The sequence below is a fragment of the Neorhizobium galegae genome, assembly GCF_017877055.1.
Taxonomy (GTDB): domain Bacteria; phylum Pseudomonadota; class Alphaproteobacteria; order Rhizobiales; family Rhizobiaceae; genus Neorhizobium; species Neorhizobium galegae_D.
In genome coordinates this window covers 1,073,307-1,093,049 of sequence record NZ_JAGIPG010000002.1, presented here as the reverse complement: position 1 = coordinate 1,093,049, position 19,743 = coordinate 1,073,307, and the positions used below count along the sequence as shown (strand labels likewise).

General features: G+C 60.9%; 21 protein-coding genes. 6 read left to right on the top strand and 15 right to left on the bottom strand.

The features are described from left to right. Positions 1-93: 93 nt before the first annotated feature. Together J2857_RS15575 and J2857_RS15570 are read right to left on the bottom strand one after the other, a co-directional pair. The gene (locus J2857_RS15575) at positions 94-1,899 is read right to left on the bottom strand and encodes a bifunctional diguanylate cyclase/phosphodiesterase (protein ID WP_210011014.1); all 1,806 of its coding nucleotides are present in this window, start codon (positions 1,897-1,899) and stop codon (positions 94-96) included. Positions 1,900-2,072: 173 nt separating this feature from the next. Continuing rightward, the gene (locus J2857_RS15570) at positions 2,073-2,621 is read right to left on the bottom strand and encodes an HdeD family acid-resistance protein (RefSeq protein ID WP_210011013.1); all 549 of its coding nucleotides are present in this window, start codon (positions 2,619-2,621) and stop codon (positions 2,073-2,075) included. 180 nt (positions 2,622-2,801) lie between these two features. Here J2857_RS15570 and betC point away from each other — a divergent pair, with 180 nt between their 5' ends. From betC to betA, 4 genes are all read left to right on the top strand, one after another. Continuing rightward, positions 2,802-4,325 (top strand): choline-sulfatase, encoded by a 1,524-nt coding sequence (betC, locus tag J2857_RS15565; protein ID WP_210011012.1) that lies wholly within the window; start codon positions 2,802-2,804, stop codon positions 4,323-4,325. Position 4,326: 1 nt separating this feature from the next. Beyond that, a complete protein-coding gene (gene betB, locus J2857_RS15560; protein WP_210011011.1) occupies positions 4,327-5,790 on the top strand; it encodes a betaine-aldehyde dehydrogenase in 1,464 nt (487 codons plus the stop codon). A gap of 9 nt (positions 5,791-5,799) precedes the next feature. Beyond that, positions 5,800-6,240, top strand: a complete 441-nt coding sequence (locus J2857_RS15555) for a hypothetical protein (protein WP_210011010.1) — start codon at positions 5,800-5,802, stop codon at positions 6,238-6,240. Positions 6,241-6,317: 77 nt separating this feature from the next. Continuing rightward, complete coding sequence (gene betA, locus J2857_RS15550; protein ID WP_210011009.1) at positions 6,318-7,970, top strand: choline dehydrogenase; 1,653 nt, start codon at positions 6,318-6,320, stop codon at positions 7,968-7,970. Here the strand turns inward: betA and J2857_RS15545 are convergent, their stop codons facing one another. The 13 genes from J2857_RS15545 to J2857_RS15485 all read right to left on the bottom strand — a co-directional run bounded on the left by J2857_RS15545 (position 7,971) and on the right by J2857_RS15485 (position 17,616). Continuing rightward, positions 7,971-8,270, bottom strand: a complete 300-nt coding sequence (locus J2857_RS15545; RefSeq protein WP_210011008.1) for a type II toxin-antitoxin system RelE/ParE family toxin — start codon at positions 8,268-8,270, stop codon at positions 7,971-7,973. Then, on the bottom strand, positions 8,267-8,542 hold the full coding sequence (locus J2857_RS15540) for a YlcI/YnfO family protein (protein ID WP_210011007.1): 276 nt from the start codon (positions 8,540-8,542) through the stop codon (positions 8,267-8,269). The genes J2857_RS15545 and J2857_RS15540 overlap by 4 nt, the downstream gene beginning before the upstream one ends. A gap of 65 nt (positions 8,543-8,607) precedes the next feature. Continuing rightward, positions 8,608-9,078: a DUF6644 family protein gene (locus J2857_RS15535; RefSeq protein WP_210011006.1), complete on the bottom strand. Its 471-nt coding sequence runs from the start codon at positions 9,076-9,078 to the stop codon at positions 8,608-8,610. 7 nt (positions 9,079-9,085) lie between these two features. Beyond that, entirely contained in the window at positions 9,086-9,469 is a 384-nt protein-coding gene (locus J2857_RS15530) for a DUF6152 family protein (protein ID WP_210011005.1), read from the bottom strand. A gap of 102 nt (positions 9,470-9,571) precedes the next feature. After that, complete coding sequence (locus tag J2857_RS15525) at positions 9,572-10,933, bottom strand: virulence factor family protein (RefSeq protein ID WP_210011004.1); 1,362 nt, start codon at positions 10,931-10,933, stop codon at positions 9,572-9,574. After that, positions 10,930-12,249 (bottom strand): phosphatidylglycerol lysyltransferase domain-containing protein, encoded by a 1,320-nt coding sequence (locus J2857_RS15520; protein ID WP_210011003.1) that lies wholly within the window; start codon positions 12,247-12,249, stop codon positions 10,930-10,932. Before J2857_RS15520 ends, J2857_RS15525 begins: the two co-directional genes overlap by 4 nt. Before the next feature lie 235 nt (positions 12,250-12,484). After that, a complete protein-coding gene (locus J2857_RS15515) occupies positions 12,485-13,522 on the bottom strand; it encodes a sulfate/molybdate ABC transporter ATP-binding protein (protein WP_210011002.1) in 1,038 nt (345 codons plus the stop codon). Positions 13,523-13,537: 15 nt separating this feature from the next. Continuing rightward, complete coding sequence (gene cysW / locus J2857_RS15510) at positions 13,538-14,416, bottom strand: sulfate ABC transporter permease subunit CysW (protein WP_210011001.1); 879 nt, start codon at positions 14,414-14,416, stop codon at positions 13,538-13,540. Further along, on the bottom strand, positions 14,409-15,266 hold the full coding sequence (cysT, locus tag J2857_RS15505) for a sulfate ABC transporter permease subunit CysT (RefSeq protein WP_007752798.1): 858 nt from the start codon (positions 15,264-15,266) through the stop codon (positions 14,409-14,411). The genes cysW and cysT overlap by 8 nt, the downstream gene beginning before the upstream one ends. A gap of 13 nt (positions 15,267-15,279) precedes the next feature. Next, a complete protein-coding gene (locus tag J2857_RS15500) occupies positions 15,280-16,326 on the bottom strand; it encodes a sulfate ABC transporter substrate-binding protein (protein ID WP_245363362.1) in 1,047 nt (348 codons plus the stop codon). A gap of 338 nt (positions 16,327-16,664) precedes the next feature. Continuing rightward, positions 16,665-16,865 carry a type II toxin-antitoxin system RelE/ParE family toxin gene (locus J2857_RS15495; RefSeq protein ID WP_245363361.1) on the bottom strand — a complete coding sequence of 67 codons (201 nt, stop codon included), beginning with the start codon at positions 16,863-16,865 and terminating at the stop codon, positions 16,665-16,667. Beyond that, positions 16,855-17,100, bottom strand: coding sequence for a type II toxin-antitoxin system ParD family antitoxin (locus J2857_RS15490; RefSeq protein WP_210011000.1), 246 nt, complete (start codon positions 17,098-17,100; stop codon positions 16,855-16,857). Before J2857_RS15490 ends, J2857_RS15495 begins: the two co-directional genes overlap by 11 nt. A 60-nt stretch (positions 17,101-17,160) precedes the next feature. Further along, on the bottom strand, positions 17,161-17,616 hold the full coding sequence (locus tag J2857_RS15485; protein ID WP_210010999.1) for an RrF2 family transcriptional regulator: 456 nt from the start codon (positions 17,614-17,616) through the stop codon (positions 17,161-17,163). Between the two features lie 360 nt (positions 17,617-17,976). Here J2857_RS15485 and J2857_RS15480 point away from each other — a divergent pair, with 360 nt between their 5' ends. Continuing rightward, positions 17,977-18,747 carry a phosphoadenylyl-sulfate reductase gene (locus tag J2857_RS15480; RefSeq protein WP_210010998.1) on the top strand — a complete coding sequence of 257 codons (771 nt, stop codon included), beginning with the start codon at positions 17,977-17,979 and terminating at the stop codon, positions 18,745-18,747. Between the two features lie 41 nt (positions 18,748-18,788). Next, on the top strand, positions 18,789-19,742 hold the full coding sequence (gene cysD, locus J2857_RS15475; RefSeq protein ID WP_210010997.1) for a sulfate adenylyltransferase subunit CysD: 954 nt from the start codon (positions 18,789-18,791) through the stop codon (positions 19,740-19,742). Position 19,743: the final 1 nt, after the last annotated feature.

Below are 19,743 nucleotides of genomic sequence, written 5' to 3'. Positions count from 1 at the left end.
CTCCTCTCAGCGCGGCCACCGACGGGATCGGTGGTAGGCTCCTGACTTAGGATAGTCGCCTTGCGATAGGAAGGCGGCGTTCCGCCGCCTAGGTCATTTTGTCTCGCCGAAACTCGCGAAAACCAGACCGCCCTCGCTTTCCTTGGCTTCCGCCTTGACCGCGGCGATCTCCGAACCGATGCGGCCGACATCGTCGAGCAAAAGGCCCTGGGGCAATTCCAGCACGCCGATCGAGCAGCGCAGCAGCGGGAAATCGCGCTCGGCGCCGGAGCGGTCGTGACCGCGGATCTTGCCGGCAGCGCGTTCTTCGGGGGAATAGAGTTCGACGACATCGTCATGGAAATCGGAGAGCAGCCGCCCAAGGATTTCGTTGAGCTCCTCGCGGGTCCAGTCACGTACGCCGATGAAGAAATCGTCGCCGCCGACATGGCCGAGGAAATCGCCGTCGGAGAAGAAATAACGCTTTACCAGGGCGGCGAACAGCGAGATTGCATGGTCGCCCATCTGGAAGCCGTAATGGTCGTTGAACGGCTTGAAGTTGTCGAAGTCGCAATAGCAGAAGAAGCGGGCTTCGTCGTCGTCGCGGCCGGTTTCCTGCATGAAGTCTCGGATGGCGCGGTTGCCCGGCAGGCCCGTCAGCGGGTTCTGGTCCTGAGCGACCTTCAACTGCTTTTCGTTGATGACCTTGATCAGCGAGGCGGCCGAGACGACGCCCGCATACCGCATGTTTTCGGTGAGGATGACGCAGGCGCTGTTTTCCATATTGGCAAACAGGGTCATCAGTTCTTCGGCTTCCGCATCCAGCCCGACGATCGGGGCGCGGTCGACGAAATGCGAGATCGAGCGCTCGTAGACCTTGTTCTTCAGGAGATCGCGGCCGAAGGGCTGATAGATATATTCCTTGAGATGGTATTCGTTGATGACGCCGCGCGGCTCGCCATTGGCATTCAGCACCGGGAAGAAGGCCTGCCGCGGATTGCGGCGGAACAGGTCGAAAACGCTGTCGATGCTCTGATTCTCGTAAACGGCCGGCAGGTGTTCGATCTGCTTGCGGATGAGTATTTCATCGAGCGACTGGCTGGAGCGCCGGGTACGGCCGATATCGGCAAGGTAAGGGAAGGATGGCTGCAGCTCGGACACGAATGTCGTCGGCCGGGCAATGAACCAGCCCTGGACGAGATCGACGCCGTATTCGCGGCAGACGAGGAATTCCGCTTCCGTCTCGATGCCCTCGGCAATGACGCGGATGCCGAGCACGTGGGCGATGCCGACGATGTTCTTGACGAGGTGGCGCTTGCGCGGGTTCTTATCGATGCCGGCGATGAAATGGCGGTCGATCTTCAGGTAATCGACCGGATAGTCGCAGAGCAGTTTCATTTCGCCGTGGCCGACGCCGAAATCGTCGATCGCCAGCTTGAAGCCCTCCTTCCGCATCTGGGTGACCAGATCGGCGAATTCCGGCACGGTGGTGTTGTCGAAGCGCTCGGAGAATTCGAAGCAGACGGAAGACGGTGCGATATTCGCCTTGCGCAGGTGCTGCACGACCTTTTCGAGGAAATGGTGGCCGTGGCGGATCAGCCGGACGTCGAGATTGAGGAACAGCGTCTGGGACGAAAAATCAGGCAGGCTGGCGAATTTCGCCAGGGCCCGGGCTGCCATCATCTGTTCGAGCGCCAGAAGCTGGCCGGTCTCCTGGGCCTGATCGAGCAGTTCGAGCGGCGAAGAGAAACCGATCCGTTCCTGGCCGCGCAGCAGCGATTCATACCCGAAGACGGAACCGGTGCCGACCTCGACGATCGGCTGGAAGGCATTTTCCAGTACCAATTTTGCTAGGGTGACAAGCTGATCGCTCGCATACCGGCGGAAAACGCCCGGTTCCAAGATGGCCGCAGACGACATTACTCACTACTCCACTGCGCAATGGCCTAAAACACGCCTCAACACGAATGTCAGGTTCCCAGCAATTGGTCAAAAATACCTTTCCCGAACGTGACCGTTGGATGAAATTTTTATGACGATAAAAGGCATTTTTATACAAGATTTTAGAGACTTAGCGGCAACCTTTGCGTGCCTCAGGGCTTGGCCGCAAGTGCAACCGCGATCAGGGCCCAGCCTTGCATCGTGAGGTCGATTGCGAGGAACAGGCCGAGGATCCAGAGGCTGTTCACCGGCCAGCCGAGCGCAATGACGAGGCCTGCAAGAGCCGTGATGACTCCCCCGAAAATAACCCAGCCGGAACCCCGCATCGGCCGCATCCTGAACCCGATCCAGGTGCGGAAAACGCCCGCGACGATCAGCGCCACTGCCATGAAAAAGGTGACGATGACGGCTGTCAGCGCCGGATTCCAGAAGGCGAGCAGGCCGGCGATCGTATAGAGGATGCCGCTTGCCGCCCAGAACAGGATATGATCCCAGCCCTTCACCTGGAAGGCATGGACGAGATAAGCGACCCCGCCGACCAGCATCATCATGCCGATGTAGAAGACCGAGGCGACGGTCGCCACGAAGAGATTTGCGAGCGCGATAAAACCGAAGATCAGCAGCAGAATGCCGAGGGCAAGAAACCAGCCCCACTTGTCACGGACCGTCAAAACCGACGGCGCATCCAGACCGAACGTCATAGCCAACCCCCTTTGTGCCAAAACCTCACCCGAACCTAACGGATAGGATGTGGAGCGAGCTTGATCGGGGTCAATGGCGCGCTTTTGGGACAGGAAGGTTCGCAATCGCTTCTTGATTGCCAAGACGATCAAAAATAACTCACTCTGGAGACCATGCCGCCTGCGAGGAAGACACCTGCCATGACCAAGCCCAACATCCTCATCGTCATGGTCGACCAGTTGAACGGGACGCTGTTTCCGGACGGACCGGCGGAGTGGCTGCATGCGCCGAACCTCAAGGCGCTCGCAGCGCGCAGCGCGCGGTTTGTCAACAATTACACATCCTCGCCGCTCTGTGCGCCGGCACGCGCCTCATTCATGGCCGGGCAATTGCCGAGCCGGACGCGGGTCTACGACAATGCCGCGGAATATGTCTCGTCTATCCCGACCTTTGCGCATCACCTGCGCCGCGCGGGTTATTACACGGCGCTTTCGGGAAAGATGCATTTCGTCGGGCCGGATCAATTACACGGGTTCGAGGACCGGCTGACGACCGATATCTATCCGGCCGATTTCGGCTGGACGCCGGATTACCGCAAGCCGGGAGAACGGATCGACTGGTGGTACCACAATCTCGGTTCGGTGACCGGCGCTGGCGTGGCCGAGATCACCAACCAGATGGAATATGACGACGAGGTCGCCTTTCTCGCCAACCAGAAGCTCTATCACCTCGCCCGCGAGCGGGACGATGCGGAACGGCGCCCCTGGGCGCTGACCGTCTCCTTCACCCATCCGCATGACCCCTATGTGGCGCGGAAGAAGTTCTGGGATCTTTACGAGGATTGCCAGCACCTGTTGCCGGAGGTCGGACCGATCCCGCTGGAAGACCAGGACCCGCATTCGAAGCGGATCATCTTTTCCTGCGACTACAAGAATTTCGACGTGACGGAAGACAATGTCCGCCGCTCGCGAAGAGCCTATTTCGCCAATATTTCCTATATCGACGAGAAGGTCGGCGAGCTGGTCGACACGCTGACGCGGACACGGATGCTCGACGACACGATCATCCTGTTCTGCTCCGACCACGGCGACATGCTCGGCGAGCGCGGGCTTTGGTTCAAGATGAACTTCTTCGAAGGGTCGGCGCGTGTGCCGCTGATGATCGCAGGTCCTGGTGTGCCCGCCGGTCTGCATCTGGCGCCTGTTTCCAACCTCGACGTGACGCCGACGCTCTGCGACCTCGCTGGCATTTCCATGGACGAGATCGAGCCCTGGACGGACGGCGAAAGCCTGAAGCCTATGATGGAGGGTACTGCCCGCACGAGCCCGGTGCTGATGGAATATGCCGCGGAAGGCTCCTATGCGCCGCTCGTCGCCATTCGCGAGGGCAAGTGGAAATATGTCCACTGCATGCTCGATCCGGACCAGTTGTTCGATCTGGAAAGCGATCCGAAGGAACTCGACAACCTCGCCGACGATCCCGATTTTGCCGAGGTGGTCGCTCTCTTCCGGCGCCAGCGCGAGGAGCGGTGGGACATGGGTGCCTTCGACGCTGCGGTGCGTGAAAGCCAGGCGCGGCGCTGGGTGGTCTACGAGGCGCTGCGCAACGGCGCTTATTATCCCTGGGACCACCAGCCCTTGCAGAAAGCATCCGAGCGCTACATGCGCAACCACATGAACCTCGACAATCTCGAGGAATCCAAACGCTATCCGCGCGGAGAATGAGATGAAAGCCCAGCCGATCGCCAGCCATTTCATCGACGGCGAATATGTCGAGGATACCGACGGCACCGTCATCGAAAGCCTCTATCCGGCGACCGGCGAGGTGATCGCCCGGCTGCATGCGGCAACGCCCGCGATCGTCGAGAGGGCGATCGCCGCCGCCAAACGCGCCCAGCCGGCATGGGCTGCGATGAGCCCAACGGCGCGCGGCCGCATCCTCAAACGCGCCGCCGACATCATGCGAGAGCGCAACCGCGAACTTTCCGAGCTGGAGACGCTCGATACCGGCAAGCCGATCCAGGAAACCATCGTCGCCGACCCGACTTCGGGCGCCGATGCCTTCGAATTTTTCGGGGGTATCGCAGCGGCAGGACTCAACGGCAGCTACATCCCGCTGGGGCAGGACTTTGCCTATACGAAACGGGTGCCTCTAGGCGTCTGCGTCGGCATCGGCGCCTGGAACTATCCGCAGCAGATCGCCTGCTGGAAGGGCGCACCGGCACTGATCTGCGGCAATGCGATGGTGTTCAAGCCGTCGGAAAACACGCCGCTCGGGGCGCTGAAGATCGCCGAGATCCTGATCGAAGCGGGGCTGCCGAAGGGGCTCTACAACGTCATCCAGGGCGACCGGACGACCGGGCCGCTGCTGGTCAACCACGCCGATGTCGCCAAGGTGTCGCTGACCGGCTCGGTGCCGACCGGCCGCAAGGTGGCGGCGGCAGCGGCCGGCAGCCTCAAGCATGTGACGATGGAACTCGGGGGCAAATCGCCGCTGATCGTCTTCGACGACGCCGACATCGACTCGGCGGTCGGCGGGGCGATGCTCGGCAATTTCTATTCGACCGGCCAGGTCTGCTCCAACGGCACCCGGGTGTTCGTGCAGCGGAGCATCAAGGAGACGTTCCTGTCGCGCCTCAAGGCGCGCACCGAAAACATGGTGATCGGCGACCCCATGGACGAAGCGACTCAGCTCGGCCCGATGGTTTCCTTCGACCAGCGGCAGAAGGTGATGAGCTATATCGATAAGGGCAAGGCCGAAGGTGCCACGCTCGTCACCGGCGGCGGCATTCCCAACCACGTCACCGGCGAAGGTTATTACGTGCAGCCGACCGTCTTCGCCGACGTCACCGACGAGATGACTATCGCGCGTGAGGAGATATTCGGGCCTGTCATGTGCGTGCTCGATTTCGACGACGAGGCCGAGGTGATCGCGCGGGCCAACGGCACGGAATTCGGCCTTTCGGGCGGGGTGTTCACGTCCGATCTGACGCGGGGGCATCGCGTCGTCGATCAGCTCGAAGCGGGCACGCTATGGATCAACACCTACAATCTCTGCCCGGTGGAAATTCCCTTCGGCGGTTCCAAACAATCCGGCTTCGGGCGGGAAAATTCGCTCGCCGCGCTGGAGCATTATTCCGAGCTGAAGACGGTCTATGTGGGCATGGGCAAGGTCGAGGCGCCGTATTGAGGGGTTTTCATGAAGATAATGCATAGGCGGGAAACTAAACCGATGACGGGGCGACAATCTTCGGCAAGCTCTTCCCGTTTATCGGCGCCCGTCGCCGCGTATCTTTACAAAAAAATCGTAGAGGGAATTTCTGAGAAGAAACAGGCAGATCAGCCAAACGAACAAAACAAACAGAAAATCGAATGTCGTGCGATCCGGCTTTTGAATGAGCAGCATTGCCGTGAAAGGCATACACGCCCAAACCGTTCCCCTAGTTTTGCGTTTAAAATAGCTCCAACCGAGGCTGTCTTCCGCATGAACCTTTCTGTTTTCCCTTCCTTGCCGGTCACGCAAGCGTTCAAGGGTTTCGCGGGTCGCTATTTCTTTCCCCAACCGTTCAGAAAGCCTAAGGCCAAAACCCTTCGCCAAGCGCGTATCCTTGAGTCACCACAACCTTTATTGGCAGCCTAAGCGGTATTTCTGAATCTTTCCCGCGTTGGGCGGCGACCACCGAAATTAAAGTAAACAAAGCCTAACAGGATCAGACCATGCTTCAGGCAGATTACGTCATCATCGGCTCCGGATCGGCGGGCTCGGCCATGGCCTATCGCCTCTCGGAGGACGGCAGGCATTCCGTGATCGTCATCGAGGCGGGCGGATCGGATTTCGGGCCGTTCATCCAGATGCCGGGGGCGCTCGCATGGCCGATGAGCATGAAGCGCTACAACTGGGGTTATCTTTCCGAACCGGAGCCGAACCTCAACAACCGCCGCATCACCGCGCCGCGCGGAAAGGTGATCGGCGGGTCGTCGTCGATCAACGGGCTCGTCTATGTCCGAGGCCATGCGGAAGACTATAACCGCTGGGAGGAGCTCGGCGCGACCGGCTGGGCCTATGCGGACGTGCTGCCTTACTTCAAGCGCATGGAACATTCCCATGGCGGCGAGGAAGGCTGGCGCGGCACGGACGGGCCGTTGCATGTAAAGCGCGGGCCGGTGAACAATCCGCTCTTCCACGCCTTTATCCAGGCGGGCAGCCAGGCCGGTTTCGAGATGACGCAAGATTATAACGGCTCGAAGCAGGAAGGCTTCGGGTTGATGGAGCAGACCATCCATAACGGCCGCCGCTGGTCCACCGCCAATGCCTATCTGCGGCCGGCGCTGAAGCGCAAGAATGTCGAATTGATCTACGGGCTGGCGCAGAAAATCGTCATCGAGAACGGCCGGGCCGTCGGCGTCGAAATCGAAAGGCGGGGCGTCACCGAGACGATCAAGGCCAACCGCGAAGTGATCGTCTCGGCCTCCTCCTTCAACTCGCCGAAACTGCTGATGCTGTCCGGTATCGGCCCGGCGGATCACCTGAAGGAGATGGGCATCGAAGTGAAGGCCGACCGGCCGGGCGTCGGCGAAAACCTGCAGGACCATATGGAATTCTATTTCCAGCAGGTCTCGACCAAGCCGGTATCGCTCTATTCTTGGCTGCCCTGGTTCTGGCAGGGCGTGGTCGGCGCGCAATGGCTGCTCTCGAAGGGTGGGCTCGGCGCCTCCAACCAGTTCGAGGCCTGCGCTTTCCTGCGCTCGAGCGCGGGGCTGAAGCAGCCGGATATCCAGTATCATTTCCTTCCCGTGGCGATTTCCTACGATGGAACGGCGGCGGCGAAAAGCCATGGTTTCCAGGTGCATGTCGGCTACAACCTGTCGAAATCGCGCGGCAGCGTGACGCTGCGGTCGGCCGATCCGAAGGCCGATCCCGTGATCCGCTTCAACTACATGAGCCATGCGGAAGACTGGGAGAAGTTCCGCCACTGCGTGCGGCTGACCCGCGAAATCTTTTCCCAGAAGGCGTTCGATGAGTACCGCGGCCCGGAAATCCAGCCGGGCGAACAGGTCGAGACCGACGATCAGATCGATGCTTTCCTGCGCGAACACCTGGAGAGCGCCTATCACCCCTGCGGCACCTGCCGCATGGGCCGTGCCGACGATCCGATGGCCGTGGTCGATCCGGAATGCCGGGTGATCGGCATCGACGGTCTGCGAGTAGCGGACTCGTCGATCTTCCCGCACGTGACCTACGGCAACCTCAACGGCCCCTCGATCATGACCGGCGAAAAGGCGGCCGACCATATTCTCGGCAAGACGCCGCTACCGCGCAGCAACCAGGAACCCTGGGTCAATCCGCGGGCGATGGTGAGTGACCGGTGATCAGTGGTAGTCGTCTTCACGCTGGTGGCGGACGGCGGCAATCGTAACGATCTTGTCATTGTCGATTCTAAACAGAACGATATAACCGGAGGAGCCGAAGGAAACGAGCAATTCTCTGAGAAATGCGTTTTCTCCGGGCGCTTTGCGACAGTTGAACGGAAACTCCTTCAGTAATTCCATTGATTGAGTGATGACGTCGAGCGCGCGTGCAGCCGCCTCTTCATCGCAGTCAAGCAGAAATGCATAGAGGCGTTTCAGATCTCCACGCGCCCTCTCTGTCAGCCTGATCGCATATGTCATCTAGAGCGTTTTTCTGCCCGTTTGGCATCCAGCATGCTCTTCAGCTCGCCAAGAACCTCTTCAGCGGAATAATAGACGCTCGTTCGTTCCGCCTCGGCCAACGAAGCAAGCCCCCTTGCGATAAACTCCGCCTGCGTCCGCCGATAGTTGATCTGCGCCCGCAAAGAATTCTCGACGAAAGCAGACAGCGTCTCGCCCTCTTTCAGCACGCTCTCGGCTGCGGCACGCAGTTCGGGATCGACGCGCAGGGAAGGAATGGTTGCTGTTTTCATGTCGTCACTCCATGCGTTGCAATTGCGATGCAGCGTGCTTCAAGTGTTTGAATTTATCAAGACGCCTACAAGAACCCGATCCATCTGCCGGCGATCACTGCCGCTATCCAGACCACGATCGAAAGGACGGCGGAAAACCGAAGTGCTGCCGTGGGCGCTTTGCCGGCGAGCACCGCCCGCCATCCGGAATTGAAATGAACAATGGCAACGTTCAGAAGACCCAGGGCTACAAAGCCGAGCTTCGCGAGGAAGGCCGGGTTGCGGGCATATTCCAGCGGCTTCACCGAGAAGAGGCAGAGGCCGGTGGCGATGGCGATCAGGACCCCGGCGCCGGCAAGACGTGACAGATAGGGCGCGATCACGGCAAGCGGGACGACCGGGGCAAGGCCCAGCAGCCGAAGATCCAGCGCCAGGATGGCGCCGAACAGCATGCCTATGCCGAGAATATGCGCAGCGTTGACCAGAAGATAGAGCGTCGGAGACGTGATCATCGCCCGCGCCAGCGGCGTTTCGGCAAGCGGAGCGAGAAATTCCATGCTCGCCTCAGTTGGTCTTGATGCGTTCCGGATAGATATCGAAGGTCTTGCCGGAGACCACGATCCGGACCGCCTTCAGCCGTCTTTCGCTGCGGTCTTCGGAGCGGTTGCCGGTGGCGGTGATCGGGTCGCCGACCTTAGCCTGTCCTTCGACGAACCCGGAGCGCTGGGTCTGGTTGGGATTGCCGAGCTCGACGCGCCAGACGCCGTCTTCGGCTCTCACCTCGAGCATCGGATGCGGCGGCGCGAACGAAATCGACTGGATCGTACCCTTGAGGTCTATCTGGTCGGCTTGCGCCCAGGACCAGCCGTGATGGGCGGCGGCGGTGCCGGCGAGCAATGCGGCGATCATGGTGCCGGCTAGAATGCGCGTGATCGAAAGGCGGGGCATGACGGCTCTCCTCTATTCCGGATCATGTGCCGGAAGATGTAGGAACCTGCGCCGATGACCAGAGGTTTCACCGTTTCTTGAACGTCCGCCCGCTGTCGATGGTTAGTTGGTCGCCATCAGCGCAACGGCCCTGTCGACGATCAGGCGGTTGAGGGCGCGGTAGTCGCCGTCGAAGTGGTGGCCGCCTTCGCGGGCAAGCACCTGGGCGCCGCGGATGTCCCGGACTGCCGGGCAGGCGCTGTCATCTTCCTCCAGCCCGTAGATGCACTGGATCTTGGACGGTTCTACCTCGCGCAGGTCGTCGACCGGATCGCCGTATTTGCCGAGCCCGGTAAAACCGAGCCAGCCGCTCACATCAATCTCGAAATCCGCCTGATGAGACAGCGCCAGAAGCGAGATGAGCGAGATCGCCTGCTTGTCGGCCTCCGGCAGAAGCCGATAGGTGGCCGGCACGACGTTAGCACCGAAAGAATATCCGATCAGCAGCACATTATCGACGTTCCAGCGTTTGCGGTAGGAACTGATAATATGGGAAAGGTCGGCGGCGGTCTGTTCCGGGGTTCGCTCGCTCCAGAAATAGCGCAATGCATCGACGCCGACGACCGGGATGCCCTCTTCCTTCAGATAGGTGCCGAGCTGCTGGTCGATATCGCGCCAGCCGCCGTCGCCGGAATAGATGATCGCCATGGTGTTGTGCCTTGGCGTCGCATGGATCGGCACGATCGGCAGATTGAGCGGCGAAGCAGAATGGGCGAGTCGCCGGACGATGGCCGATGTGTTCTCCAGCAGGGCCACATCCGCGCCCTCAGCCGTTTCACGGTACTCGATCGCGGGATGGGTGTTTTTCAGATCTTCCGCGCGGATGCGGTCCGCCGCGTCGGCCGCAGGACTGAAGACGATCCGGACAGGGTTGGGAAGATCGCCTTCCGTCAGGCCGTAGACCGTGCCGCCGGGGACGGGCGTCTTCGGCGCCGGGGTGCAGAGGATGGTCGATAGCGGGATGGTGGTCTGCGGGTCGATGGCAAGCGTCTCGGCGATCGTCGAATCCGGCGTTTGCGCGGCAATCGCGAGCGCCAGCGTACCGCCGTCGCCGATACCTGCCACGACCGGTGGGTGATAGGTGGCGATATCGGCCGAGCGGTGCAGCTGGCGCGTCACGTCTTCGATATCGGAAACCAGATAGAGGCAGTCGTCCCGCTCTTCCTCAAGCGCCGCGTAATAGTCGCGGATATCCACGCCGACCACCAGGGCGCCGTCCCTGACCAGCGCCTCGGACGTCTGCTCCTCGCGGTCCGACCACCCCTCGCCGCCCGAAAGCAACATGACTACTCCGGTCGCCTTGCCTTCGGGAAAGGAAATCCGATCGATCGGCAGGCTCTTGGCCTTCAGGGCCGGGTCGGAGACGATATTGACGATGGCGGCGACGAACGTGATGCCTGCAAAAATGATCGGCAGAACCTTCATCTGCGAAGGATGCCCTTCAGCCCGCCGCCGATCAACATGGTGATGTCGAACATCGAAATGACCGGCATGCCACGGCCAGAGACGACGAGATAACGCGGCTGCCATTCCGGATCGAATTTATCCTTGAACAACCGCACGCCACGGAAATTGTAGAAACGCTCGCCATTCCGGTAGATGCGCTCGCCCACGTGGTTCCAGAGCGGTGCCTTGTTGTGGGTCGAGAGCCCGGCAAGCGGCGCCATGCCGAGGTTGAGGGTGCGAAAGCCGCTAGCCTTCAAATGCTCCATGATCCGCACGAACAGCAAGACCATCATGCCCTGATGAGCATCCGGCAAATGGCGCATCAGGTCGATGCAGGCGTCACCGGCCGAGCCGGTCGAAAGGACGTTGGCGAATGCAACAATCCTGCCCTCGATGCGGATGACGCCGACCGGGCCGGCCGCCACGTAGTGAGGCTGGAAGGTACCGAGCGAAAAACCCTTTTCCGTGGCATTCTGGGCCGTCAGCCACGCACGGGAGACGGACCGGAGTTCATCGAGAACGGCGGGCACGCCATCCGCTTCGATCATCGAAAACTCGAGACCATCGCGAACCGCGCGGTTGACCGCGCGCCGAAGCCTGATCCGGGTACCGCCCTTGAGGTCGAATTTCGTCAGGTCGACCACCGCCTGTTCGCCGAGCTTATAGGGCTTCAACCCGGATTCGACGGTGAGCGGCAGGAAATCCGGAGAGACCTGATAGAAAACGGGGCGACAGCCCGATTTGCGGGCCTGCTCCATGAATTTGAGCGCAAGGCCCGACCAGGCGCTGCCAGGACCGACGGGATCGAACAGCGCCACCCAGGAACGGCCCTGCTGGGCGTACATGATGAAAGCATTGCCGCAATCGGAAAAAAGCAGCTTCTTGTCGCCAAGGCGCACGAGGCCGGCACTCGCATTCGGCTGGGTGGCGAGAATTTCGACGGCGCGGTTCATGTCGTCGCTCGCCGGCGGCTTGCGGCAGCGTCGCGGACGCCGCAGCCGGTTGGTGGCAAGCGTGCCGATCAGCAGCGTCAGCGCCAGACCGGTCGGTGCCTGAATATCGCTGCTTGACAGAAGCAGGCTCCAGCCGAGCCTCACCAGATTTTCCTCGAGGAAAATACTCACACCAAGGGCGGTCATGAACAGAACGAAACCAAAAGACAGGAGAATGCTCGTATCGGGAGTCAGGCGGTCGATCAGGACCCTCCCCATAGAAATGGCCGATTGGGCCGACTGTTTTGCCGGCGCGCCGGCGACCGGCTCGGAGGGTTCTTCGAGGTGGGCAATGTCTGCCATAGGTTATCCGTCACGGAAATAAGCGTTAGGCCTGCATTTCGTCAGAGCTTGCGCCCACAGGGTTCTTACCTGTTCTGCGTCAATCAACAATTGACACATATCAATTTTGAAAAACTTTTCGTGATTAAGGTAAAAACGCCACGCAATAACGGCGTGTGCACTGCGATTGCCGGTGGCACCGCATATGCCGCAGCGTGTACGGGCGACCGATGTCATCTGGAGGATGCAGACAAGCCTATTTGCGGAAAACCTTCCAGCGTGTCGGACGGAAGCGTGTTTCGCTGCCGAGTTCGATCGGCGCATGCAGCGGCACCTCCACCTCGACGTGATAGGGCGCGTGGCCTTCATTGGCGATGTCGATCTCGGCGATGCGGGTGCCGGCGAGGCGGCGGCAGGCGGTGACCTTGCCGAACAGCGCATCCGGCGCATCGACAAGCGTCACGTCCTCCGGCCGGAAGAACAGTTCCCCTGCCCCGTCGCCCTGCTCCGAAATGCCGATCGGCTGGCCCTGGAAAAGCATGGTGCCGTCTTTCACCTCGACCGGGAGCTGAGAGGACTCGCCGATGAAGGAAAAGACGAAGGGGGAACCGGGCCGGTCGTAGACGTCGTCGGCAGATCCGACCTGCTCGATCTTGCCCTGGCTCATGACGACGACGCGGTCGGCGAGCTCCAGCGCCTCTTCCTGGTCGTGGGTGACGAAGACCGTGGTGTGTCCGGTGCGATCATGGAATTCGCGCAGCCAGCGGCGCAATTCCTTGCGTACCTTGGCGTCGAGCGCGCCAAAAGGTTCGTCGAGCAGCAGGATGCGCGGCTCGATCGCCATGGCGCGGGCAAGTGCGACGCGCTGACGCTGGCCGCCGGAAAGCTGGTTCGGATAGCGTTTTTCGAGCCCGCCAAGCTGGACCATCTCCAAGAGATCGGAGACCCGGCGGCGGATTTCCGTCTTCGGCGGGCGGCTGCCCGCGGGCCGAACCTTGAGGCCGAAGCCGATATTCTCGGCGACCGTCATATGCCGGAACAGCGCATAATGCTGGAAGACGAAGCCGACATTGCGCTCCTGCACCGAATGATGCGAGGCGTCCTGATCGCCGAAGAAGATCTTGCCCGATGTCGGGAAATCGAGGCCGGCGATAAGCCGCAGCAGCGTCGTCTTGCCTGAGCCCGACGGACCGAGCAGCGCGATCAATTCGCCGGACGCGATCTTCAGCGACACGTCGTTCAGCGCCGGAAAGCGCTCGAATTCCTTGCGGATATTGTTGATGGTGACTTCCATCTAGCCTCAGACCTTTCAATGCCTGCCGCCGGCAGCGCCGGCTCCGAACCGAAGTTCGAGAAGAGTTTTCAATGCAAGGGTGACGAGCGCCAGCAAGGCCAGCAGCGAGGCCACCGCGAAGGCCGCGACGAAGTTATACTCATTATAGAGTATCTCCACATGCAGCGGCATGGTGTTGGTGAGGCCGCGGATATGGCCCGAAACCACCGAGACGGCGCCGAACTCGCCCATGGCGCGGGCGTTGCAGAGGAGCACGCCGTAAAGCAGGCCCCACTTGATGTTCGGCAGCGTCACGTACCAGAAGGTCTGCCAGCCGGATGCCCCGAGCGAAAGGGCCGCCTCTTCGTCGCCGGTGCCCTGGTCCTCCATCAGCGGGATCAGCTCGCGCGCGACGAAGGGAAAGGTGACGAAGACGGTGGCGAGAACGATGCCCGGCACGGCAAACAGGATGGTGATGCCGTGGCTCTTGAGGATCGGGCCAAGCAGGCTGTTCGAGCCGAAGAGCAGCACGTAGACCAGGCCGGAAATGACCGGCGAGATCGAGAACGGCAGGTCGATCAGGGTGATCAGGAAGGCCTTGCCCTTGAACTCGAACTTGGCGATCGCCCAGGAGGCGCAGAGCCCGAAGACGAGGTTAAGCGGAACGGAAATCGCAGCCACCAGAAGCGTCAGGCGGATGGCCGCCGCCGCGTCGGGCTCGATCAGCGCCTCGTAATATTCCGACCAACCCTTGCGAAAAGCCTCCACGAAGACGGAGACCAGCGGCAGGAGCAGGAAGAAAGCGAGGAAAGCCAGCGCCAGCCCGATCAGCAGGATCTTTGCGAGTGGGCGTTCGTCGGCAGGGTTCCGGAAGGAAGGCGGTTTACCGGGCGCGGAGCGGGAGACTTCAGACATTGCCGTATCTCCTTCGATTCCAGGCCTGAATGAGGTTGATGATGAAGAGCATCACGAAGGAGATGATCAGCATGATCGTGGCGATCGCCGTCGCGCCTGCATAGTTGAATTCCTCCAGCCGGATGACGATGAGGAGCGGCGCGATCTCCGAGACGTAAGGAATGTTGCCCGCAATGAAGATGACCGAGCCGTATTCGCCGACACCTCTGGCGAAGGCGAGCGCAAAACCGGTCAGGATCGCCGGCGTCAGCCCCGGCAGGATCACCTTCGAAATCGTCTGGAAGCGATTGGCGCCGAGCGTGGCTGCGGCTTCCTCCACCTCGCGGTCCAGTTCCTCCATGACCGGCTGCACGGTGCGTACAACGAAGGGAAGGCCGATGAAGACCAGCGCCACGACGATGCCGAGCGGCGTGAAGGCAATGCGGAACGGCATGAACAGCGAACCGACCCAGCCGTTCGGCGCATAAAGCGCTGCAAGCGCGATGCCGGCAACCGCCGTCGGCAGCGCGAATGGCAGGTCGACGATCGCGTCGATCAGCCGGCGGCCGGGAAAATTGTAACGGGTCAGCACCCAGGCGACGACGGTGCCGAAAACGACGTTGACCAGCGCGGCCACGAAGGCCGTGCCGAAGGATATATAAAGTGCGTCCAGCGTGCGCCGGTCGGTCAGAACAGCGAAAAACCCGCTCCAGCCAAGCCCGGCGGTACGCCAGAGCAGGCCGGCAACGGGGATCAGGATAATCAGCGACAGGTAGGCGAGCGAAAAGCCGAGCGTCAACCCGAAACCCGGGATGATGCTCGGCTGCTTCAGTCGCCACTTTGCCGGTGAGGCGGTGGCGTTATGGATCATTTACTATTCCGACTTACTTACCGGGCTTGTAGATCTGGTCGAAAATGCCGCCGTCACCGAAATGTTCGGGCTGCGCCTTCTTCCAACCGCCGAAAATCGGATCGTCGATAGTGACGAGCTTGATGTTCGGCAGCGCCTTCAACAATTCCGGCTTTACCACATCGGGCTTCGAAGGACGATAGAAGTGCTTCGCCGCGATATTCTGGCCTTCATCGGAGTAGAGATACTGCAGATAGGCCTCCGCCTGCTTGCGGGTACCCTTGGAATCGACGGTGGCGTCGACGACCGCGACCGGCGGCTCAGCGAGGATCGAAATCGGCGGAACGACGATCTCGAAGGCATCCTTGCCGAATTCAGCACCGGCGAGATAGGCCTCGTTTTCCCAGGCCAGCAGCACGTCGCCGATCTGGCGCTGCGCGAAGGTGACCGTCGAGCCGCGGGCGCCGGTGTCCAGGACCGGAGCACGCTTGTAGAGTTCGCCGACGTAAGCCTTGATCTTGGCCTGATCGCCCTTGTATTCCTCGTTCGCCCAGGCCCAGGCGGCAAGATAGTTCCAGCGGGCGCCGCCCGAGGTCTTCGGGTTCGGCGTGACGATCGAGACGTCGCCCTTCACCAGGTCGCCCCAGTTCTTGATCCCCTTCGGATTGCCCTTGCGGACGAGGAAGACGATCGTCGACGTGTAGGGCGATGCGTGGTTCGGCAGACGGTCGCGCCAGCCGGCCTTGATCTTGCCGGACTTCTCGATCGCGTTGATGTCGCTTTCGAGCGCCAGCGTCACGACGTCGGCTTCCAGACCGTCGATGACGGAACGGGCCTGCGCGCCGGAACCGCCGTGCGACTGGCGGATCGTCACGTCGTCGCCGCCTTGCGCCTTCCAGTATTTGGCGAAGGCGACGTTGAAATCCTTGTAGAGCTCGCGGGTCGGATCGTAGGAAACGTTGAGAAGCTGGCTATCGGCAAAAGCCGGTGCGACGATCCCGGCCGTCAGGGACAGACCGAGTGCGACGGCGCCCAAACGCGTGCCCAGTCGACGGCCCAATCCCGGGGCAAATTTGAACATGAGGTTCCCTCCTGTGGTTCTGCCGAAACTCTATCGGTTGGGTCGTCTTAGTCAATCGAGGGCAAGAAGAAGGCAAAACTGTTTCCCTTTGACAGGCTGCGACGACAAAGAAACCATTAATCCTCCTGATATGGACAGAATGCCCGCTTCGGCAAACAGGCGGTTTGCAAAATCACAATCCGGCCATAATCGGGATTTTGGGGGCGCGGGAGGAGAATTTTCCAAAGATTTGGCGAGACACTAGAGGTGCCGGCTGACATCCATCTTCTGATGAAGGATGCGAATAATATCGATAGCGCTTTCGGAAAACCGGTAGAAAACACTATGTGCACCGATGGCTATTTGAAATACCCTTGCCGAATATCAACCGGCCGGCCGAGTTTCCGACCTGCCGCCAATCCTTCCAGCGTCGAGATTAGTTCATCGTGGTAGCGCTCGGCCTGCTCCCACGACCACGTTTCGACCGTATAATCCCAGATACCTTCAAGATCCTCTTCCGCAAGCGGTGAAAGCTTGTAGTCGCGGCCCTTAGCGGCCATGGCGCTCTCGCATCCGTTTCAGAAATGCTTGGTTGTCGAATGGTTGTGGCGTGCCCGACTCTTCTCCGGCAATCAGAGCGTCCTGTAGGGCCTTGACTCGGGCCTCATGTTCTTCAAGCAGGCGCAGACCCGCCCTGACGACATCGCTGGCCGAACCATACCGGCCGCTTTCAACCTGCGTGTCGATGAAACTGGCGAAATGATCGCCCAGTGAAATGGATGTATTTCGAGCCATAACGCCCCCTGCCTTGTCATTATACCAAACTTTGGTACATCGCCAAGCCGGAAACAGACATCAAGCCGTCAGCAGTTCCCTGACGGGCGCCTTGGTGTCGCCGGCGCCTTCGACGGCATCGGCTATCGTGGTGTTGAACAGCACGTCGCGGGTCGCATCGGCGACGCGGGCGAAGACATGGCGGATTTCGCAGAGATGTTCGCCGTCGCAATCCTCGCATTTGCGGTAGGCGGTCTGCGAGAGGCAGGGCAGCGGCGCGATCGGGCCGTCGACCAGGCGCAGGACTTCGCCAAAGGTGATGGCAGCGGCGGGTTTCAGGAGCAGATAGCCGCCCTGCTTGCCGCGGCGGGAAACGACGATGCCGGAACGCTTGAGGTCGAGCAGGATCTGTTCCAGGAATTTCTTCGGAATGCTCTGCTGGAGGGCAATCTCGGAAATCAGCATCGGCGCTTCGGGATCGGCCTGTGCAAGGGCGGCCAAGGCCCGAAGGGCATATTTCGCTTTCTGGGATATCATCACGCAACCATCGACAATAGCGCCGCCGCAAGGCAAATGGTCCTCACGGCGCCGCTCACTTCAGCTTCGTTTGGGGCATCCACAGGGTCGCCAGAGGGGCGCTCAGGGGCTGCAAATCCACCAGGGGAAACAGCGCCCCGGAGACATGTTCCCGGAATAGCTCAAATCACGGAAAAATACAAACCAATGCAGGGGTTTCCGGGATAAAATCAGTCACTTTTGGTTAAGGCGGCAGGTTTTCTGTGTGAGCGCCGCTTTGGAGAGATATTTGCTCCGCATCACCATGGGAAGAAACGGGTTTTCCTGTCCTTGACGGCGATAAATCTGGATAATCAAGCAATCGCTCACGGAAGAAGACCCATGACACTGCACGATGCCGCCGGCCAGGACCGTTCGGGACTGGCCGCCACCCTCGACGCACAGCTCGAAAGCCTGGACCTTGCTGGGCGCCTGGCGCTTGCCGCCGAACTCGGCCACGCCGTGTTCACCACCTCGCTCGGCATCGAGGATCAGGTGATTACCGCAGCGATCGGCACGCATCGCCTGCCAGTCGAGATTTCGACGCTCGAAACGGGGCGGCTGTTCAAGGAAACCGTCGACCTGATCGGCGAGACCGAGGAGCGCTACGGCATCGAGATCCGCCGCTTTCGGCCGGAGCAGGACGATGTGGACGAATACGCCGCGAAATACGGGCTCAACGGCTTCTACGACAGCGTCGAAGCTCGCCACGCCTGCTGTCATGTGCGCAAGCTGAAGCCTCTCGCCAAGGCTCTGGCTGGCGCCGACGTCTGGGTCACCGGCCTTCGCCGCGGCCAGTCGGGCAATCGCGCGACGACGCCGTTTGCCGAATACGACGCCGAGCGCAACCTGATCAAGATCAACCCGCTGGCCGACTGGGACATCGAGACGATCAACGCCCATGTGGCTTCCGAAGCCATCCCGGTCAATCCGCTGCACAAGCGCGGCTATCCATCGATCGGCTGCGAGCCCTGTACCCGCGCCATCAAGCCCGGTGAGCCAGAGCGCGCCGGTCGCTGGTGGTGGGAAAACGACGAAAAGCGCGAATGCGGCCTGCATGTGCCGGAAAACGTCGCTCAGCCAGTCGCAGAGCCCTTAGCCCAGGCGAACTGAAGCCTTTTGTGTTTGTTACGATAGAATACCCGGAGACCGAAATGCCCTTGTCAGTACAGGAAACGGAAGTGAAGAACCCGCCCGTTTCCAGACCGCCGCTCGATCCGCATCTGAAGGCCCTCGAAAACGAAGCGATCCACATCTTTCGCGAAGTGGCGGCGGAATTCGAAAAACCTGTAATGCTCTATTCGATCGGCAAGGACTCGTCCGTCCTGCTGCATCTCGCCCGCAAGGCCTTTTATCCCGGCCGCGTCCCCTTCCCGCTCCTGCACGTGGATACGACGTGGAAGTTCAAGGAGATGATCGAGTTCCGCGACGAGATCGCCGAGAAATACGATCTCGATCTCGTGGTCCACACCAATCCGCGCGGCGCCGAGGAAGGGATCACCCCATTCAGCCACGGTTCGGCGCTCTATACCGACATCATGAAGACCGAGGCGCTGCGCCAGGCGCTCGACGCCGGCGGCTACGACGCGGCCTTTGGCGGCGCGCGGCGCGACGAGGAGGCCTCCCGCGCCAAGGAACGCATCTATTCCTTCCGCACCCCGGACCACAAATGGGACCCGCGCAACCAGCGCCCGGAGCTTTGGAACGTCTATAACGGCATGGTCCGCAAGGGCGAAAGCGTGCGCGCCTTCCCGCTCTCCAACTGGACGGAGGTCGATATCTGGCGCTACATCCAGGCGGAAGACATCCCGCTCGTGCCGCTCTATTACGCCGCCGAACGCCCCTATGTGGAGCGCGACGGGATGATGATCCTTGCTGAGGATCCGCGGCTTGAACTCAAGCCCGGCGAGACCGTGCAGCATGGCATGATCCGTTTCCGCACGCTCGGCTGCTTCCCGCTGACCGGCGCCATCCGCTCGACGGCTTCCAACCTCGAAGAGGTGATCGCCGAGCTCGAAATCGCCACCGTTTCCGAACGCCAAGGCCGCGCCATCGACCGCGACCAGTCCGGCTCCATGGAAAAGAAGAAGCGCGAAGGATATTTCTGAG